17 protein-coding genes are annotated in these 22,474 nt (G+C 67.3%); 10 read left to right on the top strand and 7 right to left on the bottom strand.

All coding sequences use genetic code 11. The features are described 5' to 3' along the window. Positions 1-50 precede the first annotated feature (50 nt). The 7 genes from ACNFBT_RS05960 to gshB form a co-directional block, all read right to left on the bottom strand. A complete protein-coding gene (locus tag ACNFBT_RS05960) occupies positions 51-1,322 on the bottom strand; it encodes a dihydroorotase (RefSeq protein ID WP_416747390.1) in 1,272 nt (423 codons plus the stop codon). Next, positions 1,319-2,323, bottom strand: a complete 1,005-nt coding sequence (locus ACNFBT_RS05955; RefSeq protein WP_416747388.1) for an aspartate carbamoyltransferase catalytic subunit — start codon at positions 2,321-2,323, stop codon at positions 1,319-1,321. Before ACNFBT_RS05955 ends, ACNFBT_RS05960 begins: the two co-directional genes overlap by 4 nt. Positions 2,324-2,368: 45 nt before the next feature. After that, positions 2,369-2,881, bottom strand: coding sequence for a bifunctional pyr operon transcriptional regulator/uracil phosphoribosyltransferase PyrR (gene pyrR / locus ACNFBT_RS05950; protein ID WP_207887068.1), 513 nt, complete (start codon positions 2,879-2,881; stop codon positions 2,369-2,371). A 151-nt stretch (positions 2,882-3,032) separates the two neighbouring features. Further along, positions 3,033-3,470 carry a Holliday junction resolvase RuvX gene (gene ruvX, locus ACNFBT_RS05945; protein WP_088416421.1) on the bottom strand — a complete coding sequence of 146 codons (438 nt, stop codon included), beginning with the start codon at positions 3,468-3,470 and terminating at the stop codon, positions 3,033-3,035. Further along, positions 3,467-4,036, bottom strand: a complete 570-nt coding sequence (locus ACNFBT_RS05940; RefSeq protein WP_416747386.1) for a YqgE/AlgH family protein — start codon at positions 4,034-4,036, stop codon at positions 3,467-3,469. The genes ruvX and ACNFBT_RS05940 overlap by 4 nt, the downstream gene beginning before the upstream one ends. Before the next feature lie 75 nt (positions 4,037-4,111). Further along, positions 4,112-5,005: a TonB family protein gene (locus ACNFBT_RS05935; RefSeq protein WP_416747384.1), complete on the bottom strand. Its 894-nt coding sequence runs from the start codon at positions 5,003-5,005 to the stop codon at positions 4,112-4,114. 54 nt (positions 5,006-5,059) lie between these two features. Beyond that, positions 5,060-6,022 (bottom strand): glutathione synthase, encoded by a 963-nt coding sequence (gene gshB / locus ACNFBT_RS05930; protein ID WP_416747382.1) that lies wholly within the window; start codon positions 6,020-6,022, stop codon positions 5,060-5,062. Positions 6,023-6,292: 270 nt separating this feature from the next. On the opposite strand from gshB, the gene pilG reads away from it, so the two are divergent. From pilG to ACNFBT_RS05880, 10 genes are all read left to right on the top strand, one after another. Next, positions 6,293-6,700 (top strand): twitching motility response regulator PilG, encoded by a 408-nt coding sequence (gene pilG, locus ACNFBT_RS05925; RefSeq protein WP_015475142.1) that lies wholly within the window; start codon positions 6,293-6,295, stop codon positions 6,698-6,700. A gap of 46 nt (positions 6,701-6,746) precedes the next feature. Continuing rightward, positions 6,747-7,112: a twitching motility response regulator PilH gene (gene pilH / locus ACNFBT_RS05920; protein ID WP_009615257.1), complete on the top strand. Its 366-nt coding sequence runs from the start codon at positions 6,747-6,749 to the stop codon at positions 7,110-7,112. A 61-nt stretch (positions 7,113-7,173) separates the two neighbouring features. Beyond that, positions 7,174-7,710 carry a chemotaxis protein CheW gene (locus ACNFBT_RS05915; RefSeq protein WP_416747378.1) on the top strand — a complete coding sequence of 179 codons (537 nt, stop codon included), beginning with the start codon at positions 7,174-7,176 and terminating at the stop codon, positions 7,708-7,710. A gap of 81 nt (positions 7,711-7,791) precedes the next feature. Continuing rightward, the gene (locus ACNFBT_RS05910) at positions 7,792-9,840 is read left to right on the top strand and encodes a methyl-accepting chemotaxis protein (RefSeq protein ID WP_416747376.1); all 2,049 of its coding nucleotides are present in this window, start codon (positions 7,792-7,794) and stop codon (positions 9,838-9,840) included. A 59-nt stretch (positions 9,841-9,899) separates the two neighbouring features. Continuing rightward, entirely contained in the window at positions 9,900-10,763 is an 864-nt protein-coding gene (locus tag ACNFBT_RS05905) for a CheR family methyltransferase (RefSeq protein WP_416747374.1), read from the top strand. Between the two features lie 24 nt (positions 10,764-10,787). Then, positions 10,788-19,298: an Hpt domain-containing protein gene (locus ACNFBT_RS05900; protein WP_416747372.1), complete on the top strand. Its 8,511-nt coding sequence runs from the start codon at positions 10,788-10,790 to the stop codon at positions 19,296-19,298. Then, complete coding sequence (locus ACNFBT_RS05895; protein ID WP_416747370.1) at positions 19,291-20,322, top strand: chemotaxis protein CheB; 1,032 nt, start codon at positions 19,291-19,293, stop codon at positions 20,320-20,322. Before ACNFBT_RS05900 ends, ACNFBT_RS05895 begins: the two co-directional genes overlap by 8 nt. A 16-nt stretch (positions 20,323-20,338) precedes the next feature. Further along, positions 20,339-20,839, top strand: coding sequence for a chemotaxis protein CheW (locus ACNFBT_RS05890; protein WP_416747368.1), 501 nt, complete (start codon positions 20,339-20,341; stop codon positions 20,837-20,839). 7 nt (positions 20,840-20,846) lie between these two features. Further along, positions 20,847-21,644 carry a helix-turn-helix domain-containing protein gene (locus ACNFBT_RS05885; protein WP_416747366.1) on the top strand — a complete coding sequence of 266 codons (798 nt, stop codon included), beginning with the start codon at positions 20,847-20,849 and terminating at the stop codon, positions 21,642-21,644. A gap of 79 nt (positions 21,645-21,723) precedes the next feature. Further along, entirely contained in the window at positions 21,724-22,338 is a 615-nt protein-coding gene (locus tag ACNFBT_RS05880; RefSeq protein ID WP_416747364.1) for a LysE family transporter, read from the top strand. Positions 22,339-22,474: the final 136 nt, after the last annotated feature.

Here is a 22,474-nt window from a genome sequence, read left to right as displayed (position 1 = left end):
CCATGAAAAAGCCCGCCAATCGGCGGGCTTTTTCATGGGCGGGTAGGGCGTCAGACCGCGTGGACGATGTGCCCGTCCACCAGGGTGCAGCGCACCACGCCCGGCAGGCAGTGGCCGAGGAACGGGCAGTTCTGGCCACGGGAGTGCCAGGTTTCGCCCGCCAGGGTCTGGCCGTCGGCTTCGAACAGCACCACGTCGGCGGCGGCGCCCACGGCCAGCTTGCCGGCCGGCAGGCGCAGCGCGGCGGCCGGGCCACTGGACAGGCGCGCGAGCAGGGTCGGCAGGTCGAGCAGGCCGTCCTGCACCAGGGTCATGGCCAGCGGCAGCAGCAGCTCGACGCTGCTGATTCCCGGGTCGGTGGCGGCGAACGGGGCGTTCTTCGCGTCCGGCTCATGGGGCTGGTGGTGGCTGGCGATGGCCTGGATCACGCCGCTCTTCACCGCTTCGCGCAGGGCGTCGCGGTCCTTGCGCGAGCGCAGCGGCGGTTGCACGTGGTAGAGGCTGGAGAAGTCCGCCAGCGCCTCGTCGGTGAGGATCAGCTGGTACAGCGCCACGTCGGCGGTGACCGGCAGGCCACGGGCCTGGGCCTGGGCGATCATCTCGACGCCACGGGCACTGGTCAGCTGGCTGAAGTGCGCGCGTACGCCGGACTGCTCCACCAGCAGCAGGTTGCGGGCCAGGGCTACGGTCTCGGCGGTCTCCGGGATGCCGGCCAGGCCACGGAAGCTGGCGGTCGGGCCTTCGTGGGCGAGGCCGCCTTCGGCCAGGTCGTGGTCCTGGGAGGTGAAGACCACGGTGAGGTCGAAGGTCGCCGCGTATTCCAGCGAGCGCAGCAGCACGCGGTTGCTCGCCATCGGCGCCAGGCCGTTGGTGAAGGCCACGCAGCCGGCGTCGCGCAGGGCGACCAGTTCGGACAGCTGCTCGCCGCCCAGGCCCTTGGTGAGCGCACCGATGGGGAAGACCTTGGCGTTGCCGGCTTCGCGGGCGCGGTCGAGGATCAGTTCGGCCACCGCCGAGGTGTCCAGCACCGGCTTGGTGTGCGGCGGGAAGCACAGGCTGGTGACGCCACCGGCAGCGGCGGCGCGGGTTTCGCTCTCGATGTTGCCCTTGCGGCTGTAGCCCGGCTCGCGCAGGGCGACGCTCAGGTCCACCAGGCCGGGTGCGGCGATGAGGCCGGCGGCGTCGATTTCCTGGGCGGCGTGGAAGCCTTCGGGCGCATCGCCAATGGCAATGATCTTGCCGGCCTCGATGTGCAGGTCGCAGACCTTGTCCAGGCCGCTGGCCGGGTCGATCAGGTGGGCGCCACGAATACTGACGGTCATTGCGCGTCCTCCTGTTCCAGCTGGCGTTGGGCGTTCTGGCCGCTCATGGCCATGGACAGCACGGCCATGCGGATGGCGATGCCGTAGGTGACCTGGTTGAGGATCACCGACTGTTCGCCGTCAGCCACGGCGGAGTCGATCTCCACGCCGCGGTTGATCGGGCCGGGGTGCATGACGATGGCGTCGGGCTTGGCCAGCTTCAGGCGCTTCTGGGTCAGGCCGTAGAGCTTGAAGAACTCGCCTTCGCTGGGCAGCAGGCCGCCGGCCATGCGCTCGCGCTGCAGGCGCAGCATGATCACCACGTCGACGTCCTTCAGGCCTTCGTTGGCGTCGGTGTAGACCTTCACGCCGTACTGCTCTTCCAGGCCCACCGGCAGCAGGGTGCGCGGGGCGACGACGCGGATGTCCGGGCAGCCCAGGGTTTTCAGCGCCAGCATGTCGGAGCGCGCCACCCGCGAGTGCAGGATGTCGCCGACGATGGCCACCGAGAGGTTCTCGAAGCTGCCCTTGTGGCGGCGGATGGTGAGCATGTCGAGCATGCCCTGGGTCGGGTGGCCGTGGCGGCCGTCGCCGCCGTTGATCACGGCGACGTTGGGGCTGACGTGCTCGGCGATGAAGTGCGCGGCACCCGAGTCGCTGTGGCGCACGACGAACATGTCGGCGGCCATGGCCTCGAGGTTGCGCAGGGTGTCGGTGAGCGTCTCGCCCTTGCTGGTCGAGGAAGTCGACACGTTCAGCGAGATGACGTCGGCGGACAGGCGCTGGGCGGCCAGTTCGAAGGTGGTGCGGGTGCGCGTGGAGTTCTCGAAGAACACGTTGCACACGGTCTTGCCGCGCAGCAGCGGGACTTTCTTCACCGCGCGGGCGCCGACTTCGAGGAAGGAGTCGGCGGTATCGAGGATTTCAGTCAGCAGTTCGCGGGACAACCCGTCGAGCGAGAGGAAGTGGCGCAGCTGGCCCAGGTCGTTGAGCTGCAGCGGGCGCTTGGCGTCGGTCGGCATGTGGCAGGCCCTGAAGGTAGGTGGTGGATGTCCGGGCGCGCGGGGTTACAGCGCGGTGCTGAGAAGCGTGCGCTCGAGGACAAGTGGTGCGGGACCGCGCAATTTTACCCGCTCATTGGGTGCCAATGACAGGGTTTCGCCGACGACATCCGGACGAATCGGCAGTTCGCGCTTGTTCAGGTCCACCAGGCAGACCAGGGTCACGCTGGCCGGGCGGCCGTAGTCGAACAGCTCGTTGAGCGCGGCGCGGATGGTCCGGCCGCTCATCAGCACGTCGTCCACCAGGACCAGGTGCTGGCCGTCGATCTCGAACGGCAGCTCCGACGGACGGACCTGCGGGTGCAGGCCGCTGCGGGTGAAATCGTCGCGGTAGAAGGACACGTCGAGGATGCCGAGGATCTCGTCGCTGCCCAGTTCCTTGAGCAATGCCTGGGCGACCCAGATGCCGCCGGTGTGGATGCCGACGAAGCGCGGCGAGTCGATCCCGCGCTGCGCCAGGTAGTTGCGCAGGTCGGTGGCCATGCGGGGGAGGAGTTCGGCGGGGCTGGGCAGGGTCATGACGTCTCCGGTTCGGTTGGCGAAGCCACCCGGCACGGGCGGCCATCGGGGCGGACCGTTCCGGGAAGGGCTGGTCCGGCAAGCTTAGCGGCTTTGCCCCCCTTGGGGCTGTCATGGATCAAGGGGGCTTTTTTGCAGGTCAGGTCGCAGGTCAGGCGGGGGCGTTTTCGGCCAGCCAGCCCTCCAGCAGCAGGGCGGCGGCCAGGGCGTCCACCGGGCGCTCGCGGTAGCCGTCGCGCTGGCCCTGGGCCAGGCGTTCGCCCTTGGCGGCGTAGGTGGTCAGGCGTTCGTCGTGGGTGTGTACCGGCAGGTTGTAGCGGCCATGCAGGCGGCGGGCGAATTTCTCGGCGCGCTCGCTCATGTCGCTGGGAGTGCCGTCCATGTTCAGCGGCAGGCCGACGACGATGGCGTCGGGCTGCCACTCCTTGATCAGGGCTTCCACGCGGTTCCAGTCCGGTACGCCGTTCTGCGCCTTGAGTACGCAGAGTTCGCGGGCCTGGCCGGTGATGGCCTGGCCGACGGCGACGCCGATCTGTTTGGTGCCGTAGTCGAAGCCCAGGAGCAGGCGCAGGGGTTTGCTCGACATCAGGCGTGCCCGGCCTGGGCGGTGAGCAGGCTGAGGTTGATCCCCAGGCGCTCGGCGGCGGCGGACAGGCGTTGCTCGGCCGGCACCTCGAAGAGCACTGCAGGGTCGGCGGGGCAGGTCAGCCATGAGTTGTCGGTGAGTTCCGCTTCCAGCTGGCCGGCATCCCAGCCCGCGTAGCCGAGGGTGATCAGGTGCTGCGCCGGGCCGCTGCCATCGGCGATGGCGAACAGCACATCCTGGGAGGTGGACAGCGACAGTTCGCCCAGTTCCAGGGTGGCCTGGTAGCTGCGTCCGGCCGGGTGCAGGACGAAGCCTCGGTCGGTCTGCACCGGGCCGCCGTTGTAGATGACCATGCCCTGGCAGCGCGCCGGCGGCAGTTCGTCCGGGCGCAGCTGTTCGAGCACGTCGGACAGGCTCAGGCCGCTGGGGCGGTTGATGATCAGGCCCATGGCACCCTGCTCGTTGTGTTCGACGATATAGGTGACGGTCTGGGCAAAGTTGGGGTCCGCCATGTGCGGCATGGCGATCAGGAAGTGGTGCTTGAGAGAGCTTGCGGCTGTGCTTTTCATGCCAGCTAGTTTCAGCCCTGCGGACCAAAGGGACAAGCCTTGAAAACGCCACTGCGTGCCGCAGGCACGACCGGGTCACTGGCTGGACAGGCGGTCGCCGCGCTCGAAGCGCCAGGTGCGGATGATTTCCAGGCGGTCGATGTCGTTCAGATCGCCGGAGAAGGGCGCGAAGGGCGCGGCCAGTCGCACGATGCGCTGGGCGGCCTGGTCAAGCGTCGGCTGGCCGGAGGATTCCAGCACCTGCACTTCATAGAGGGAGCCGTCGCGGTTGATCGAAACCAGCAGGCGCAGGCTGCCATAGATGCGCTGGCGGCGGGCCTCGTCGGGGTAGTTGAGGTTGCCGATGCGCTCGATCTTCTTGCGCCACTCTTCCTTGTACCAGGCGCCTTTGTCGCGCATGGTCGAGGCGGCGCTCAGGCGGTGGATGCGCGGGCGCTTGGCGTAGGCCTGCTGCTCGCGGGCGAGGTCGGCTTCAAGGCTGGAAATCTGCGCGGACAACTGGCTGGAGTCGAACTGCGGCGCGGGCTTGGCGACGTTCTCCGCCTTGGGTGTCTCCGGCTTGGCCTGGACCTTGTCCGGGCGCGGGCTGCGGGTGCTGATCGCGGTCTTGGGCGCTTCCGGGCTCTTGGCCTGCTTCGGCGTGGCGGGCGGCGCGACCTTCTTCACCTCGGTGTCCTGGAAGGGCGCCTGCTCGGTGGTCTTGGGGATCGCCTTGTGTTCCAGGGTGCCGCTGCCCTGCTGGTGCATCTGGGCGAGGTAGTCGGCCTTCTCGGGCGCCTTATCGCTCTTGAAGCTGGCGAGGGTGATTTCCAGGGTTTTGCTCAGCATGCTGGGCATCGGCATGGTGAAGCCGACGCCGAGCAGAATGGCCACGTGCACGATGGCCGCAACGAACAGGGTGAAACCCAGCCGGTCCGCCGGACGTACGCCGGAGGACACGGGAAAGTCGGAATGGGTTGCAGCGTTCATTGCGGGTCACTAGGCCAAAGTGGGCGAAAGTCTGCCCACGAGGCTTATAAAAGTCTATGACGCACTGCGCGCCTTGAGCTTTTCGTCGATGACTGCCATCAGCCTCTCACCGATACGGGTGTCGTAGGCCGCGTCTATCTCGCGGATGCAGGTCGGGCTGGTGACGTTGATCTCGGTGAGGTTCTCGCCGATCACGTCCAGGCCGACGAATAGCAGGCCGCGCTTGCGCAACTCCGGGCCGACTTGCGCTGCGATCCAGCGGTCGCGCTCGGACAGCGGCTGGGCCACGCCACGGCCGCCGGCGGCCAGGTTGCCACGGGTCTCGCCCTGCGCCGGGATGCGTGCCAGGCAGTATTCCACCGGCTCGCCGTCGATCATCAGGATGCGCTTGTCGCCGTCCTTGATGGCCGGGATGTAGCGCTGCGCCATCACCTGCTGCTTGCCATGCAGGGTCAGGGTCTCGAGGATCACCGAGAGGTTCGGGTCGCCTTCGCGGTGGCGGAAGATCATCGAACCGCCCATCCCGTCCAGGGGTTTGAGAATGATGTCACGATGCTCGGCGGCGAACTCGCGCAGAATATCGGACCGGCGGCTCACCACCGTGGGCGGCGAGCACTGCGGGAAGAGGGTGGCAAAGTACTTCTCGTTGCAGTCGCGCAGGCTCTGCGGGCGGTTCACCACCAGGGTGCCGGCGGTCTCGGCCTGTTCCAGGAGGTAGGTGGAGTAGACGAATTCGTTATCGAAGGGCGGGTCCTTGCGCATCAGGATCACATCCAGCTCCGACAACGGCTGGTCGATTTCCGCGTCCAGCTCGAACCAGTGGGCCGGATCGTAGAAGACCTTCAGGGGACGCATGCGGCCACGGGCCACGTTCTCCTTTTGGTAAAGATCCTGCTGTTCCATGTAGAACAGTTCCCAGCCACGGGCCTGGGCTGCCAGGAGCATGGCCAGCGAGCTGTCCTTCTTGAAATTGATCTGCGCGATGGGGTCCATCACGATCCCGAGGCGTACGCTCATGGGATGTCCTCCTGGGGACTGACGAGGGCGGTGAAGAACGCCGTCGAAAAGGCTGAAAAAGGATGCTCAGGGTGGCGCTGGATGTGCGCTCGGTCAAGGAAAAAGCCTGCGCGTTCCGGGTCTTATGGCCTGAATTTGCTGGGCGTGGTAAAGATTCTGACGATTGTGGTAAAAGGTTCCCACGATTGGGTCGCAGCCCGACGGTGGCAGGGCGCTCGCGCACTGATATAAAAAGTGGAAAAACGACTCACCGAGACGGTAAGGGCGAACATGGAACAGCATTCCGACGGTTTGAAAGTGATGGTGATCGACGACTCCAAGACGATTCGTCGCACCGCTGAAACCCTGCTGAAGAAAGTCGGCTGCGATGTCATTACGGCCATCGACGGCTTCGACGCTCTGGCCAAGATTGCCGATACCCATCCCAGCATCATCTTCGTCGATATCATGATGCCCCGCCTGGATGGCTATCAGACCTGCGCCCTGATCAAGAACAACAGTGCCTTCAAATCCACGCCGGTGATCATGCTGTCCTCCAAGGACGGCCTGTTCGACAAGGCCAAGGGTCGCATCGTCGGTTCCGACCAGTACCTCACCAAGCCCTTCAGCAAGGAAGAACTGCTCGGCGCGATCAAGACCCATGTGCCTGACTTTACCCCGGTGGAGCACGCTTCCTGAAGTCCGGCCCAGCCGCCGGTGACGCCTTTTCCGTATGGGGACCACAATGGCTCGAATTCTGATTGTTGATGACTCGCCGACCGAGATGTACAAGCTGACCGCAATGCTGGAAAAGCATTCGCATCAGGTACTCAAGGCCGAGAACGGCGCCGACGGCGTGGCTCTGGCCCGCCAGGAGAAGCCGGACGTGGTCCTGATGGACATCGTCATGCCCGGCCTGAACGGCTTCCAGGCGACCCGTCAACTGTCCAAGGACCCGGAAACCAGCGCGATTCCGGTGATCATCGTTACCACCAAGGACCAGGAGACCGACAAGGTCTGGGGCAAGCGCCAGGGCGCGCGCGACTACCTGACCAAGCCGGTGGACGAAGAAACGCTGCTCAAGACCATCAATGCGGTGCTGGCCGGCTGAAGCCGGTCCGCATGCGCTGAAGTCTTCAAGAACATAATTATTAAAGAAGGCCAGGGCCGGCATGGCGGAAGTCCAGAGTCCTTTCGAGGTTCTCGTCCAGATCGATCAGCGCTGTCGTCTGCTGGCCGCGGGCTTGCCTGCGCAGCGCGAAGTGGCGCAGAGCTGGAACGGGATTGGCTTTCGCATGGCCGGGCGCCTGTTCGTGGCACCCATGGGGGAGGTCGGCGAGGTTCTTCACGAGCCGCGCTATACATTGCTGCCGGGTGTCCGTGACTGGGTGAAGGGGGTCGCCAACGTGCGCGGCCGCCTGTTGCCGATCATGGACCTGTGCGGCTTCCTCGGCGCGGAGCTGTCGCCTCTGCGCAAACAGCGGCGCGTGCTGGTGGTAGAGCATCAGGAAGTCTTCGCCGGCCTCATCGTCGATGAGGTGTTCGGCATGCAGCACTTCCCGGTGGAAACCTTCAGCGAGCAACTGCCGCCCCTCGAAGCGGTCCTGCAACCCTTTGTTCATGGCGTCTTCAATCGAGAACAGCCCTGGTTGGTGTTCAGCCCGCACGCGCTGGCGCAACACCCGGCGTTTCTCGATGTCGCCAGCTAGATTTTGACCGGTTGGGCTGGTTCGCCAGTCCTTGTTGTGACATGGAAACCGTAAGCGTGGGGGTCCAGGCGGGGGCCGTATATGAAAAAAATCAAGGCAGGCAGTCTCTTTTCGGGCACGCGTAGCAGCTCGCTGATCCTCGGACTCTTCGTAGTCCTGGTCGTGGCGATCGTCTTGCTGTTCGCCAACTTCGCTTACCTCAACACCCAGGCGGACCACGACAAACAGTACATCGGCCATGCCGGCGAACTGCGCGTGCTGTCCCAGCGTATCGCCAAGAACGCCACCGAAGCGGCGGCGGGCAAGGCCGAGGCGTTCAAGCTGCTGAAAGAAGCGCGCAACGACTTCGAGAAGCGCTGGAACGTCCTGGTCAAGGGTGACGAGACCACCGGCCTGCCGCCCAGCCCCGCTGCCGTACAACCGCAGATGGCGGAAGTGCAGAAGGACTGGGACACCCTGCGCAAGAATACCGACTCCATTCTGGCCAGCGAGCAGACCGTACTGTCGCTGCACCAGGTGGCCGCGACCCTCGCCGAAACCATCCCGCAGCTGCAGGTGGAGTACGAAGAGGTCGTCGACATCCTGTTGGAAAACGGCGCCCCGGCCGACCAGGTTGCGGTAGCCCAGCGCCAGTCGCTGCTGGCCGAACGTATCCTCGGCTCGGTGAACAAGGTGCTCGCCGGTGACGAGAACTCCGTCCAGGCCGCCGACAGCTTCGGCCGTGACGCCAGCCTGTTCGGCCGCGTGCTCAAGGGCATGAAGGAAGGCAACGCGGCGATGAGCATCTCCAAGGTGACCAACGCCGAGGCCGTCGACCGCCTCAACGAGATTTCCGAACTCTTCGAATTCGTCTCCGGCTCCGTGGACGAGATCCTCGAGACCTCGCCGGAACTGTTCCAGGTCCGTGAAGCGGCCAACACCATCTTCGGTGGCTCGCAGGTCCTGCTGGACAAGGCTTCCACCCTGGCCAGCGGCTTCGAAAACCTGGCCGAGGGCCGCGTCTTCAACCAGGTCGCCAGCGCCATGCTGGGTGTGATCGCCCTGGGTGCGATCATCCTCATCGGCCTGGTGATGGTGCGCGAGACCAACCGGCGACTGGCCGAGACCGCCGAGAAGAACGATCGAAACCAGGCGGCGATTCTGCGACTGCTCGACGAAATCGCCGATCTCGCCGACGGTGACCTGACGGTAGCCGCGACCGTGACCGAGGACTTCACCGGTGCGATCGCGGACTCCATCAACTACTCCATCGACCAGCTCCGCGAGCTGGTGGAAACCATCAACCTGACCGCCGTGCAGGTGGCCGCCGCCGCCCAGGAAACCCAGGCCACCGCGATGCACCTGGCCGAGGCTTCCGAGCACCAGGCCCAGGAAATCGCCGGCGCCTCCGCCGCGATCAACGAAATGGCCGTGTCCATTGACCAGGTATCGGCGAACGCCTCCGAGTCCTCGGCGGTAGCGGAACGTTCCGTAGCCATTGCCAACAAGGGCAACGAAGTGGTGCACAACACCATCACCGGCATGGACAACATCCGCGAGCAGATCCAGGACACCTCCAAGCGAATCAAGCGCCTGGGTGAGTCGTCCCAGGAGATCGGTGACATCGTCAGCCTGATCAACGACATTGCCGACCAGACCAACATCCTCGCCCTGAACGCCGCGATCCAGGCGTCCATGGCGGGCGACGCGGGCCGCGGCTTCGCGGTGGTAGCGGACGAAGTACAGCGCCTGGCGGAACGTTCCTCCGCGGCGACCAAGCAGATCGAAGCGCTGGTGAAGACCATTCAGACCGACACCAACGAAGCGGTGATCTCGATGGAACAGACCACCTCCGAGGTGGTGCGCGGTGCCCGCCTGGCGCAGGACGCCGGTGTGGCCCTGGAAGAGATCGAGAAGGTATCCAAGACCCTGGCGGCGCTGATCCAGAACATTTCCAACGCCGCCCGTCAGCAGGCGTCCTCCGCCGGCCACATTTCCAACACCATGAACGTGATCCAGGAGATCACCTCGCAGACCTCCGCCGGTACCACCGCTACTGCTCGCAGCATCGGTAACCTGGCGAAGATGGCGAGTGAAATGCGTAATTCCGTATCCGGCTTCAAACTGCCGGACCTCGCGGAACAGGCCTGAGCAGGGGAGGTGCGCTGCCCAGGCGGTAGCGCACGATTGTCTTGAGCGAGGGGCGCGACATGCAGGCAAGTGGCGTCTGGTCGTTGCAGCCGTTGGCCGACATGTCGGCCGCGGAATTCCGCGACTGGCAGGCACTGTTGGAAGACCGTACCGGCGTTGTCGTCAGCGAACAGCGCCGTGCCTTCCTGCAGACCAGCCTGGGCGCCCGCATGCGCGAACTGGGCATCAGCGACTACGGCAGCTACTACCGGCAGGTCACCGACGGCCCGCGCGGCGCCGTGGAATGGTCGAACCTGCTGGACCGTCTCACCGTTCAGGAAACCCGTTTCTTTCGCCACAAGCCCTCCTTCGAGCTGCTCGAGCGCTACCTGCGCCAGCGACTCGAAGAGGCCGGCCGGAGCCGGCCGCTGGCCTTGTGGAGCGTGGGCTGTTCCAGCGGCGAGGAGCCATACTCCCTCGCCATGGTCGCCACGCGGGTCCTGGAGGCCGCCGGGCGCGCGCCGTTGTTCGGCGTGACCGGGACCGACATCAGCCTCAACGCCCTGAGCCGGGCGCGCGAGGCGGTGTACGCGGCACGCAAGCTGGATGAGTTCGACCCCGCGTTGACCGAGCGCTTCTTCAGCGTGCGGGACGACGGGCGTTATCAGGTGGTACCGAGTCTGGTCGAGCGCGTCTGCTGCGCCCGGCTGAATGTGCTGGAACTGGCCCAGGCGCCAATGTCCGGCATGGATGTGATCTTTTGCCAGAACCTGCTGATCTACTTCCGCCGCTGGCGGCGGCGGGAAATCCTCAATCGCCTGGCCGAACGGCTGGCGCCTGGGGGACTGTTGGTGGTCGGCGTCGGCGAGGTGGTGGATTGGCACCATCCGGCCCTCGAACCGGTCGCCGACGAGCACGTTCTGGCCTTTACCCGGAAGGGATGACACAGACACATGAGTGGAGTGGCTATGGGTGATCGGCACGATTATGTCGCCCTGGAATGGGTAAAAGGCGAGATTGCCGAAACGCTCAAGCAGGCGCGGCAGGCGCTCGAATCCTACGTCGAGAATCCCCAGGACCCGACGCGGATGGGCTTTTGCCTGGCCTATATCCACCAGGTGCGGGGCACCCTGCAGATGGTGGAGTTCTACGGCGCGGCACTGCTCGCCGAAGAAATGGAGCACCTGACCCAGGCGTTGATCGACCAGCGCGTCACCAGCCAGGGCGAGGCCCTGGAAGTGCTGATGCAGGCGATCCTGCAGCTGCCGGTGTACCTGGACCGCATCCAGAGCGCCCGCCGCGACCTGCCGATGGTCGTGCTGCCGCTGCTCAACGACCTGCGCACCGCCCGTGGCGAGAAGCTGCTGTCGGAAACCAGCCTGTTCTCCCCCGATCTGTCCCGCACTGCCGCCGCGCTCTCGAGCGATGCCCTGGCGCGCCTGCGCACCGCCGAGTTCACGGCGCTGCTGCGCAAGCTGCGGCAGATGCTGCAGGTCGCCCTGGTGGGCGTCATCCGCAACCAGGACCTGCCGACCAACCTGGGCTACATGGCGCGCGTCTTCGCCCGCCTGGAGTCGGTGTGCAAGGATGCGCCGCTGGGTCGCCTGTGGGTGATCGCCTCGGCGATCGTCGAAGGCCTGGCCAATGGCAGCATCGCCAACGGCACCTCCATGCGCAACCTGCTGCGCCAGGTGGACCGCGAGTTCAAGCGCCTGGTCGACCAGGGCGCCGACGCGATGAACCAGCCGGCGCCGGACGAGCTGATCAAGAACCTGCTGTTCTACGTGGCCAAGGCCTCCGACCAGTCGCCGCGCGTGCGCGCGGTGAAGGACGAGTACCGCCTGGACGACGCCTTGCCCGGAGCGGCGGTGGTCGACGAGGAACGTGCCCGTCTGGCCGGTCCTGACCGCGACGCCATGCGCTCGGTGGTGGGCGCGCTGTGCGAGGAGCTGGTGCGGGTCAAGGACAGCCTCGACCTCTTCGTGCGCAGCGACCGCAGCGTGGTGGGCGAACTGGAAAGCCTGCTGGCGCCGCTCAAGCAGATCGCCGACACCCTCGCGGTGCTGGGCTTCGGCCAGCCGCGCAAGGTCATCCTCGACCAGATCGAAGTGGTCGGCGCCCTGGCGCGCGGCCAGCGCAAGCCGGACGATGCGACACTGATGGACGTGGCCGGCGCGCTGCTCTATGTCGAAGCGACCCTGGCCGGCATGGTCGGCCCGAGCGAGCAGCCGGGCAGCGAGGAAAGCCGCCTGCCGACCACCGACGTCGAGCAGATCCACCAGGTGGTGATCAAGGAAGCGCGCAATGGCCTGGAACTGGCCAAGGACGCGATCATCGAGTTCATCGCCTCGCAATGGAACCACCAGCACCTGGCCCGCGTGCCGGAGCTGCTGACGCAGGTGCGCGGCGGTCTGGCGATGATCTCCCAGGAGCGTGCGGCGAAACTGCTGGAATCCTGCAATCGCTATATCCAGGAACAACTGCTGGTGCGCCAGGCCGTGCCGGACTGGCACAGTCTCGACACCCTCGCCGACGCCATGACCAGCGTCGAGTACTACCTGGAGCGCCTGTCCGAGGACCAGGGCACCCAGGGTGACCTGATTCTCGACGTGGCCGAGGAAAGCCTGGAAAGCCTGGGCTACTCCCTCAAGCCGCGTCCGTCGATCCTCGATGCCGTCGAGCCTCCGGCTCCGGCGCCGCTGGACAATCCGCTGGATGAAATCGACGTGCTCGCCAGCGCGGCTCTGGCCGCCGACCTCGCCGTCGAGGCGCAGCAGGAGGCGCCGAGCGCCCCGCTGGCCGCGCTGGATGAGCCGGCAGAGAAACTTCCCGCCGCCCCGGTGGACGATTTCAGCGCCCTGGCCCTGGCGGACGAGCCGGATCTCGGCGAGCCCCAGGCGGATGCGCCGGTGTTCGAGTTGCCGCAACTCGATGCCGAGCCGGTGGCCGATCTCGGCGCCTGGTCGCCAGATGAGCCCGACGCTGCTCCGATGGTCAGCCAGGAGCCGCCTGCTGCACTGGACTGGGGACGCGGCCTGCTGGATGAGCCGGCGGTCGAGCCCGTTGCCGTCACGCTGGATGTCCTGCCGGAGCCCGAGGCGCTGGACGCCCAGGCCCCGGAGCCGGGCGAGCCGGCTTGGGAGCTGGACAACATCGTCGAGCCCGTGGCCTCGGAGGATCACCTCTGGGAAGCGCTCGACCTGAGCACCGAGCCCGACGAACTGCCGACCCAGCCCGAGCTGAGCGACACACTGGCCGCGCCAGCGGCAGCGCCGGTGCTGGACGAAACCAGCGACTCCGTCGAACCGGCTCCTGCTGTACCCGCTCTGAGCGCGGACGAGCTAGGCTGGGACGTCGCCGAACTGCCCGCCGCCGAACAGCCGCTGGTCAGCGACGACAACTGGACCCTTGGCGAGCTGTCCGAGACGCCCGCCCTGGCCGAAGGCGTCGACCTCAGCCTGGATGCGCCGCTGGCTCTGGACGAACTCCCGGCCGCGCCGATTGCCTCAGCGGACGAGCCGAGCTGGGACGTCGTCGAACTGTCCGCCGCCGAACAGCCGCTGGTGAGCGACGACAACTGGACCCTTGGCGAGCTGTCCGGGACGCCCGCCCTGGCCGAAGGCGTTGACCTCAGCCTGGACGCACCGCTGATCCTGGATGAACTCCCGGGTGCTACCGAGCCGACCCCGACCGCCTCTGCAGACGAGCTGAGCTGGGACGTCGTCGAGCTGCCCGCTGCCGAGCAGCCGCTGGTCAGCGACGACAACTGGACCCTTGGCGAACTGCCCGAGACACCCGCCCTGGCCGAAGGCGTCGACCTCAGCCTGGATGCACCGCTGACCCTGGACGAACTCCCGGGCACCCTGGAGTCGGTTCCGACAGCCTCCGCCGCCCCGGCGAACGAACTGAGCTGGGATGCCGAACTGCCCGCCACCGAGCAGCCGCTGGTGAGCGATGACAACTGGACCCTTGGCGAGCTGTCCGAGACGCCCGCCCTGGCCGAAGGCGTCGACTTCAGCCTGGATGCTCCGCTGGCGCTGGACGAACTTCCTGCCCCCATCGAGCCGGCACCGGCTACGCCGATTGCCTCGGCGGACGAGCTGAGCTGGGATGTCGAGCTGCCCGCCGCCGAACAGCTGCTGGTCAGCGACGACAACTGGACCCTCGGCGAGCTGCCCGCGACGCCCGCCGTGGCCGAAGGCATCGACTTCAGCCTGGATGCGCCGCTGGAACTGGAAGCCCTGGCGGCCGACGGCGCCGACGAGCCTCTCGCGCCGGTGGAAGACTGGAGCGAACTGGATATCGCCGACCTCGACCTGCCGGAGGTCGAGCTGCCGAGCCCGCCGCCCGTGGTGGAGCCGGTCGCCGAAACGATCGCAAAACCCCTGTCCCTCGCCGAGGTGATGGCCGCTCCCACCCAGGCCATCAATCCGCCTGCGCAGGATGTGCCGCCCAGCCTGCTGCCGCCGCCGGCCGACGAAGAGCCGATGGACGACGAGCTGCGCGAGGTCTTCATCGAAGAAGCCGGCGAGGTGCTGGAGACCATTGGCGAGCACCTGCCCGCCTGGCTGGCGAACGCCGACGAGCGCGATGCGCTGACCGAGATCCGCCGCGCCTTCCACACCCTCAAGGGCAGTGGTCGCATGGTCCGCGCGCTGGTGATCGGCGAGCTGGCCTGGTCGATCGAAAACCTGCTCAACCGCGTGCTCGACCGCAGCATCTCCACGACCCCCGCCGTGCAGCAGGTGGTGCAGGACGTGGTTGCGCTGATGCCGGAACTGGTCGGGGAATTCGCCGCCAACGCCCAGCGCCAGCGTGATGATGTCGATCGCCTGGCCGCCACCGCGCACGCGCTGGCCAAGGGGCAGCCGGTGCCTCCGCCCGGAGGTGGACAGCCACAGCCGGAAGCCGCCGCTGGGGCCTGCGTCGAGGAGGCAAGCGCCCCCGTCGTGCCGAGCAGCGTCGAAGTCGAAGGCGAAAGCCTCGATCCGCAGTTGCTGGAAATCTTCCGCAATGAGGCGGAAACCCATCTGGAAACCCTGGTCGGCTTCCTCGCCGATTGCGCGCAGCAGCTGCCGCAGCCGGTGACCGACGACCTGCAGCGCGCCCTGCATACCCTCAAGGGCAGCGCGCACATGGCCGGCATCCTGCCGATCGCCGAAATCGCCACGCCGCTCGAGCGGCTGATGAAAGAGTTCAAGACCAACCTGCTGCAGATCGACCTGCGGGAAGCCGAACTGCTGCACGGTGCCGAACGCCTGTTCCGAGTCGGCCTGGACCAGCTGCTGCAAGGCCGCCCGCTGGCACCCATCGACGGCAGCGCGGAACTGCTGGCGCGCATCGCCCAGGTTCACCAGGAGCGCCTGGAGGCCGCCGAGGCCAAGCGCCGCGGCGAGAGCGGCGGCAGCGATCCGCACCTGATCGGCGTGTTCCTCGCCGAAGGCATGGACATCCTGCTCGACGCCGAAGACCTGTTGCGGCGCTGGCGCGAGCACCCGCAGGAGCGCCAGGAACTGGGCGCCCTGCACGACGAGCTGGAAACCCTCAGCCGCGGTGCGCAGATGGCCGAGCTGCCGCAGATGGCCGAGCTGGCGGATGCGCTGCTGGCGGCCTATGGCGCGGTGCAGCAGGGTCGCCTGGACGTCGGCGATGCCTTCTTCAGTGCCGCCGAGGAAGCCCACGAAGCACTGATCGGCATGATGGACCAGGTGGCTGCGGCGCTGCAGGTCAGCGCCCGCCCGGAACAGGTCGAAGCGCTGCACCGCTTGCTGGACTCGGCGGCCGAGCCGACCGAGCCGGAACAGGACTTCGTCGACCTGGAGAGCCTGACCGCCGACGACTTCCCGGCCGAGGATGAAGAGTTCCTGCTCGATACCCGCCCGGTATCCGAAGATGACCTCCCGGACGGCCTGGCCTGGCCGCCGCGCAACGACAGCGCCGAGCAGGCCCAGCATGCCGATGACGACGAAGTCGTCACCGCCGCCGAGCCACGCCCGCACGCCGCGCCGCAGCATCCGCCGCAGGCGCTGGACGAGGAAATGGTCGCGATCTTCCTCGAAGAGGCGGTGGATATCCTGGACAACGCCGGCCAGGCGCTGGAGCAGTGGCTGAAGTCGCCGGAGGCCCTGGCGGCCCTGTCGACCCTGCAGCGCGACCTGCACACCCTCAAGGGTGGCGCGCGCATGGCCGAGATCCGCGAGATCGGTGACCTGTCCCACGAGCTTGAGTCGCTCTACGAAGGGCTGCTGGACCATCGCTTCCAGCACAGCCCACCCCTGGGCGACCTGTTGCGCACCTGCCACGACCGCCTGGCGACCCAGCTCGACCAGTTGCAGGCCGGCCAGGCGCTGACCGATCCGGCCGATCTGGTGCAGACCATACGCACCTTTCGGCAGAACCCCTCCGCCGGACTGAGCGCCTCGCTGGCCCAGGCCCCGCTTGAAGTTGACGCCGAAGTGGAAGAGGCGTTGGTCGCGCAGGAGATCGAACTGGAGCTGCCCGCCGAGCCTGAGCTTGCAGCCGAAGCCGCCGAGGAGAGCACGGCGGCACTGCCGGACCTCGACCTGCCGTCCTTCCTCGACAAGGCCGAATCGGAAACCGTCGAGGCACCGCAGGAGCGCGCGCCCGAGCCTGTCGCCGCTGGCTACGAGCTGGATGACGAGCACGACCAGGAGCTGGTGGAAATCTTCCTCGAGGAAGGCTTCGACATCCTCGAAAGCTCCTCCGGCGCCTTGCAGCGCTGGATGGAAAACGTCGACAACAGCGTCGAACTGGAGGCCTTGCAGCGCGATCTGCACACCCTCAAGGGCGGCGCGCGGATGGCCGAGATCCGCCCCATCGGCGACCTCGCCCACGAACTGGAATTCCTCTACGAAGGCCTGTGCGGCGGACGCCTGCGCGCCAGCCCCACGCTCTTCGAACTGCTGCAGCGTTGCCACGACCGTCTCGCCGAGATGCTCGAGGCCGTCCAGAGGCGCCGCCAGGTTCCGGAGGGCGACTCGTTGATCGAGGCGATCCGCCGATTTCGCGCAAGCCCCGACGAGCAACTGAGCATCCCCAGCAGCGTCAGCCTGCAGGCGCTGAGCGCCGAGTCGAGCCTGGCGGAAGGGCCGGAAGCGGACATCCTCGATATCTTCCTCGAAGAGGCCGACGACCTCCTCGATGGCATGGAACAGGCCCTGGGCCGCTGGGACGGCGAGCGCGAGAACGGTGCGCTGGACGAGCTGCTGCGCATCCTCCACACCCTCAAGGGCGGCGCGCGACTGGCCGGCCAGAGCGGTTTGGGCGACCTGGCCCACGACCTCGAACAGCATTTGTCCGAGGCCCAGCTGCAGGGCGCTCCCTGGCCGGACAGCCTGCTGCTGGACGTGCAGTCCGGTTTCGAAGGGTTGCAGGCCGAAGTCGACCAGTTGCGCCAGCACCTGGGCGAAACCGAGGTGGCCGCTCCCGAGCCGGCGCCCTTGCAGTACGAGGCGCCGACCCCGCCGTCCCTGCCCAGCGTATTGCCCGAAGCCATCATGGCCGCCACCGCGCCGCAGCGCGTCGAAGCGCCGGTGGTGCTGCCGTTCGTGCGCCGCGCCCAGGAGGCTGCCCTGGAGGCGGCCGCCCGCCGTGCGCCGCAGGAGCTGGTGAAAGTCCCCGCGCAACTGCTGGAAGGCCTGGTCAACCTCGCCGGTGAGACCTCCATCTTCCGCGGCCGCGTCGAGCAACAGGTGAGCGACGTCGGTTCGACCCTGACGGAAATGGATGCCACCATCGAGCGTGTACGCGACCAGCTGCGCCGTCTGGATACCGAAACCCAGGCGCAGATCCTTTCGCGCCACCAGGCCGACGCCGAGCGCGCCGGCTACGAAGACTTCGACCCGCTTGAAATGGACCGCTACTCGCAGTTGCAGCAGCTCTCGCGTGCACTGTTCGAGTCCGCGTCCGACTTGTTCGACTTGAAGGAAACCCTGGCAGCGAAGAACCGCGACGCCGAGACCCTGCTGCTGCAACAGGCGCGGGTCAACACCGAGCTGCAGGAAGGCCTGATGCGCACCCGCATGGTGCCCTTCGACCGCCTGGTGCCGCGCCTGCGCCGGATCGTCCGCCAGGTGGCGAACGAGCTGGGCAAGCAGGTTGAGTTCGTGGTCAGCAACGCCGAAGGCGAAATGGACCGGACGGTGCTCGAACGCATCGTCGCGCCGCTGGAACACATGCTGCGCAACGCGGTGGACCACGGCATCGAGTCCGGTGAGGCGCGCCGCGTGGCCGGCAAGCCGGAGGTCGGCACCATCCGCCTGACCCTGGGCCGCGAGGGTGGCGACATCCTCCTGACCCTGGGCGACGACGGCGGCGGCATTCGCCTCGACGCGGTGCGGCGCAAGGCCATCGAACGCGGCCTGATGACCGAAGACAGCGACCTGACCGACCATGAGGTGCTGCAGTTCATCCTCGAGGCCGGCTTCAGTACCGCCGAGAAGATCACGCAGATTTCCGGCCGTGGCGTCGGCATGGACGTCGCCGCCTCCGAAGTGAAGCAGCTGGGCGGCTCCATCAGCATCCACTCGACGCTGGGCGAGGGCACGCACTTCAACATCCGCCTGCCGTTCACCGTGTCGGTGAACCGCGCGCTGATGGTGCTCTCCGGTGAAGACCTGTACGCCCTGCCGCTGAACACCATCGAAGGCATCGTGCGGGTTTCCCCCTACGAGCTGGAGGCGCTCTACGAGCAGGCCGCCGCCGAGGGCGCCGCCGCGCCGCGCTTCGAATACGCCGGCCAGGACTACGAGCTGAAGTACCTGGGCGACCTGCTCAACAACGGCCAGCACCCGAAGCTGGTGGGCCAGTCGCTGCCGCTGCCGGTGATCCTGGTGCGCTCGGCGGACCACGCCGTGGCGGTGCAGGTCGATGCCCTGGCGGGCTCCCGCGAAATCGTGGTGAAGAGCCTTGGCGCGCAGTTCGCCGGGGTCAGCGGCATCTCCGGCGCGACCATCCTCGGTGATGGCCGCGTGGTGGTGATTCTCGACCTGCTGGCCACCATCCGCGTGCGCCATGCCCACGCGCTGCAGGCACAGCCGCGTCGCCAGCTGGCAGGGCCCGCCACGGCGGAAGTCGAGCACCAGCGCCCGACCCTGGTCATGGTGGTGGACGACTCGGTCACCGTGCGCAAGGTCACCAGCCGCTTGCTGGAGCGCAACGGCATGAACGTGCTCACCGCCAAGGACGGGGTGGACGCCATTGCCCAGCTGCAGGAACACAAGCCCGACATCATGCTGCTGGACATCGAGATGCCGCGCATGGACGGCTTCGAGGTGGCCACCCTGGTGCGCCACGATGAACAGCTGAAGGACCTGCCGATCATCATGATTACCTCCCGTACCGGCGAGAAGCACCGCGACCGTGCGCTGGCCATCGGCGTCAATCAGTACCTGGGCAAGCCGTACCAGGAATCCGAACTGCTGGAGAGCATCCTGAGCCTGGTGAAGTCCCATGTCTGAGCAGAGCACGCCGCGCATCGCAGTCATCGCCGACACCTCGCTGCAACGCCACGTGCTGGCGCAGGCATTGGCCGGCCACGGCTACCAGGTGGTGCTCAACGCCGACCCGGCACGCCTGGACGGCGAGCAGCTGGACGCCTGCGAGACCGACCTGTGGCTGGTGGACCTGGCGCAGCAGGAGGACTCGCCCCTGGTGGACAACCTGCTGGAACAGTCGCGGATACCTGTGCTGTTCGGCGAGGGCCACGCGCCGGAACGGCATTCCGAACATTACCCGCGCTGGGAACGGCGCCTGGTCTCCAAGCTGCGCAAGCTGGTGGGCGACCCCAGCGCCGGCGTCGGCCGCAGCCTCGCCGCGCTGCTCGACGATGCGCAGCGGCCCAGCCGCGTGGCGCTGCCTGACGACCTTGCCGCATCGCCCTTGAAAGCCGGCGAGCCGGCCGCGCAGGTCTGGCTGCTGGCGGCGTCGCTGGGCGGCCCGGCGGCGGTGAAGGCCTTCCTCGACGCACTGCCCGGCGCCTTGCCGGTCGGTTTCCTCTATGCCCAGCACATCGATCCGGCGTTCGAGGCCAATCTGCCGCAGGCGGTTGGGCGTCACAGCCAGTGGCATGTGAACACCGTGCGCGACGGCGATCCGGTGCGCTGCGGCGAAGTGGTGGTGGTGCCGATCAGCCAGGAGCTGGGGTTCGACGATGAAGCGCGGATGCGCGTCCTCGATCGTGCCTGGCCGGAGCCCTACAGCCCGTCCATCGACCAGATGATGCTCAACCTGGCACAGCAGTACGGCGATCGCTGTGGCGTGATCGTCTTCAGCGGCATGTGCAGCGACGGCAGTGCGGCGGCGGCCTACGTGCGCCGGCAGGGCGCGGAAATCTGGACCCAGCGTGCCGACAGCTGTGCCTGTTCGAGCATGCCCGACAGCCTGCGCGAAGGCGCCTACAGCACGCTGTCGGGCGACCCTCGCGAGCTCGCGGCGGCGCTGGTCAACCATCTGGCCGCGCAGTGCGTGGCCGAAGTAACGTGAATGGTGGAGTGGTGCGATGAGTGATCTTTCCGTGGTCAAGGAAGGTGGCCAGCCCGCCGTGGCGGCCAACAGCGCGCCGGCGAGCCTGACCGGCCTGCTGGTGCCGCTGGCCGACCGCAACCTGCTGCTGCCCAACGTGGCGGTGGCCGAGCTGATCACCTACCGCGCGCCGCACCCGGTGGACGGCCTGCCGTCCTGGTACCTGGGCCAGGTGGCCTGGCGCGACCTGCGCCTGCCGCTGCTGTCCTTCGAGGCGGCCTCCGGCGGCCAGACGCAAGTCAGCGCCGGTGCCCGGGTGCTCGTGCTCAACGCCCTCGGCGGGCGGGCCAACGTCAAGTTCCTCGCCTTGCTGGTGCAGGGCATTCCGCGCTCGCTGAAAGTCGGCGCCGACCTGCAGCGCGCCAACGTGCCGCTGGAGCGGCTGGAGCTGGATGCGGTGAATCTGGGCGACGAGCAGGCGCGTATTCCCGACCTGGTCGCGCTGGAACAGTTGCTGGCCGATTCCGGCCTGATCTGACGCCGGCATGAGCGGCCTGTGCCTCGCGCAGCTGGGTGACGAGCCCGGCTTCGAGGTGGCCAGCGCCACCCTCGGCGGCCATTCGTTCGAACGCCACAGCCACGACGAATTCGTCATCAGCGCCAACCTGCGCGGCGAGGAGCGCGTGTGGCTGGACGGCCGCACCTTCGCTGCCGGCCCTGGCGCCATCACCAGCTACAACCCTGGCCAGATCCAGGGCGGTGGCGTCGCCGACGGCCAACCTTGGCGCTTCGTCAGCCTCTATGTCGCGCCCGATCAGTTGGCCTCGATGCTCGGCCTGCAGCGCCTGGAGTTCGAGCGTTCCACGGAGCGGCTTCCCGCCCTTGCCGGCGCCATGGCCGACGCCGTTGAGCGCGTGCTGGGCGATGACGAATTTGTCTGCCAGCGTGGCGAGGAGCGGTTGACGCTGCTGTTGGCCGAGATCGCCCGGGCTATGGGCGTGCGCCTGCCGCAGGACGGCGTCGAAAGCGGCGGGCGGATCGTCCAGTTGCAGGACTGGCTGGCCGCCGACCTGGCGCGCCAGCCGAGCCTGGATGAAATGGCCGCCTTTGCGGGGTTATCCAAGTTCCACCTGCTGCGCAGCTTTCAGAAACAGGTCGGCCTCAGCCCGCGGCAATGGGCGATGCAGCTGCGCACCCGGCGTGCCCAGGGGTTGCTGCGCGGCGGGCTTGCGGCGAGCGACGTGGCCCACGCGCTGGGCTTCGCCGACCAGAGCCACCTCAACCGGCATTTCCGCGCGGCCTATGGTGTGTCGCCGGGCAGTTTCCAGCGCGCGCTGCGCTGAACAGCGCAATCCGGTTCAAGTGCGACGGCGTCTTCCCGTGGAGAATCGGCCCATCGCCATCCTGTTCGAGAACTGACCCATGCTGACCCTGTTCTTTGCCGCGCTGCTGTTCGGCATCGTCTTCTGCCTGTCGCCCGGCGCCGTGCTGGCCGAAACCCTGCGCCGTGGCCTGAAGGGAGGTTTCCGCCCGGCGCTGCTGGTGCAGTTCGGCTCGCTGATCGGCGATGCGGTGTGGGCGCTGATCGGGTTGACCGGCCTGGCGCTGCTGCTTGGCCACGAGACCCTGCGCCTGCCGCTGACGCTCGCCAGCGCCGCCTACCTGGCCTGGCTGGGCGTGCAGAGCCTGGCTGACGCCCGTCGCGTTGGCGAGGTGGAGGAGGGCGAGGCTGGCGAGCATAACGCTGGCGCCTTCGCCTCCGGGGCCATGCTGTCGCTGTCGAACCCCAAGAACATCGTCTACTGGGGCGCGCTGGGCGGCGCAATGGCCGGCCTGGTGGATGGCGTGCCGACGCTACGGGATTCGCTGGTGTTCTTCGCTGGGTTCATGACCGCCTCGGTGCTCTGCTGCTTCTTCTGCGCGGCACTGGTGGACTGGTTGCGGCGCAATGCTTCGCCGCGTTGGCATCGGGTGAGCCATGCGCTGTGCGGTTTGGTTCTGCTGGTGCTGGCGGGGTTGGCGTTGCGGGGGATCTGAATCGCCGGGGCCCAGTGCCGAGGCTGTTCGCGAGCAAGCCCAACATCGGCGCCGTCGGTTTACCCTCACCCCAGCCCTCTCCCAGAGGGAGAGGGAGCCGAATGTGCCGGCTGAGGGTGAGGTTTCATCCTGCTGA

Origin of the sequence: Pseudomonas sp. NY15181 (assembly GCF_048068055.1) — a bacterium.
In the GTDB taxonomy this organism is placed as follows: Bacteria; Pseudomonadota; Gammaproteobacteria; order Pseudomonadales; family Pseudomonadaceae; genus Pseudomonas.
The sequence above is the reverse complement of the archived record's forward strand: the minus strand, read 5'-3'. Positions and strand labels throughout refer to the sequence as shown.

Coding starts and splice junctions, on each gene's coding strand:
- ACNFBT_RS05960 (WP_416747390.1), bottom strand. CDS start 1,322: ATGACCGTCAGTATTCGTGGCGCCCACCTGATCGACCCGGCCAGCGGC.
- ACNFBT_RS05955 (WP_416747388.1), bottom strand. CDS start 2,323: ATGCCGACCGACGCCAAGCGCCCGCTGCAGCTCAACGACCTGGGCCAG.
- pyrR (WP_207887068.1), bottom strand. CDS start 2,881: ATGACCCTGCCCAGCCCCGCCGAACTCCTCCCCCGCATGGCCACCGAC.
- ACNFBT_RS05940 (WP_416747386.1), bottom strand. CDS start 4,036: ATGAAAAGCACAGCCGCAAGCTCTCTCAAGCACCACTTCCTGATCGCC.
- ACNFBT_RS05935 (WP_416747384.1), bottom strand. CDS start 5,005: ATGAACGCTGCAACCCATTCCGACTTTCCCGTGTCCTCCGGCGTACGT.
- gshB (WP_416747382.1), bottom strand. CDS start 6,022: ATGAGCGTACGCCTCGGGATCGTGATGGACCCCATCGCGCAGATCAAT.
- pilG (WP_015475142.1), top strand. CDS start 6,293: ATGGAACAGCATTCCGACGGTTTGAAAGTGATGGTGATCGACGACTCC.
- pilH (WP_009615257.1), top strand. CDS start 6,747: ATGGCTCGAATTCTGATTGTTGATGACTCGCCGACCGAGATGTACAAG.
- ACNFBT_RS05915 (WP_416747378.1), top strand. CDS start 7,174: ATGGCGGAAGTCCAGAGTCCTTTCGAGGTTCTCGTCCAGATCGATCAG.
- ACNFBT_RS05910 (WP_416747376.1), top strand. CDS start 7,792: ATGAAAAAAATCAAGGCAGGCAGTCTCTTTTCGGGCACGCGTAGCAGC.
- ACNFBT_RS05905 (WP_416747374.1), top strand. CDS start 9,900: ATGCAGGCAAGTGGCGTCTGGTCGTTGCAGCCGTTGGCCGACATGTCG.
- ACNFBT_RS05900 (WP_416747372.1), top strand. CDS start 10,788: ATGGGTGATCGGCACGATTATGTCGCCCTGGAATGGGTAAAAGGCGAG.
- ACNFBT_RS05895 (WP_416747370.1), top strand. CDS start 19,291: ATGTCTGAGCAGAGCACGCCGCGCATCGCAGTCATCGCCGACACCTCG.
- ACNFBT_RS05890 (WP_416747368.1), top strand. CDS start 20,339: ATGAGTGATCTTTCCGTGGTCAAGGAAGGTGGCCAGCCCGCCGTGGCG.
- ACNFBT_RS05885 (WP_416747366.1), top strand. CDS start 20,847: ATGAGCGGCCTGTGCCTCGCGCAGCTGGGTGACGAGCCCGGCTTCGAG.
- ACNFBT_RS05880 (WP_416747364.1), top strand. CDS start 21,724: ATGCTGACCCTGTTCTTTGCCGCGCTGCTGTTCGGCATCGTCTTCTGC.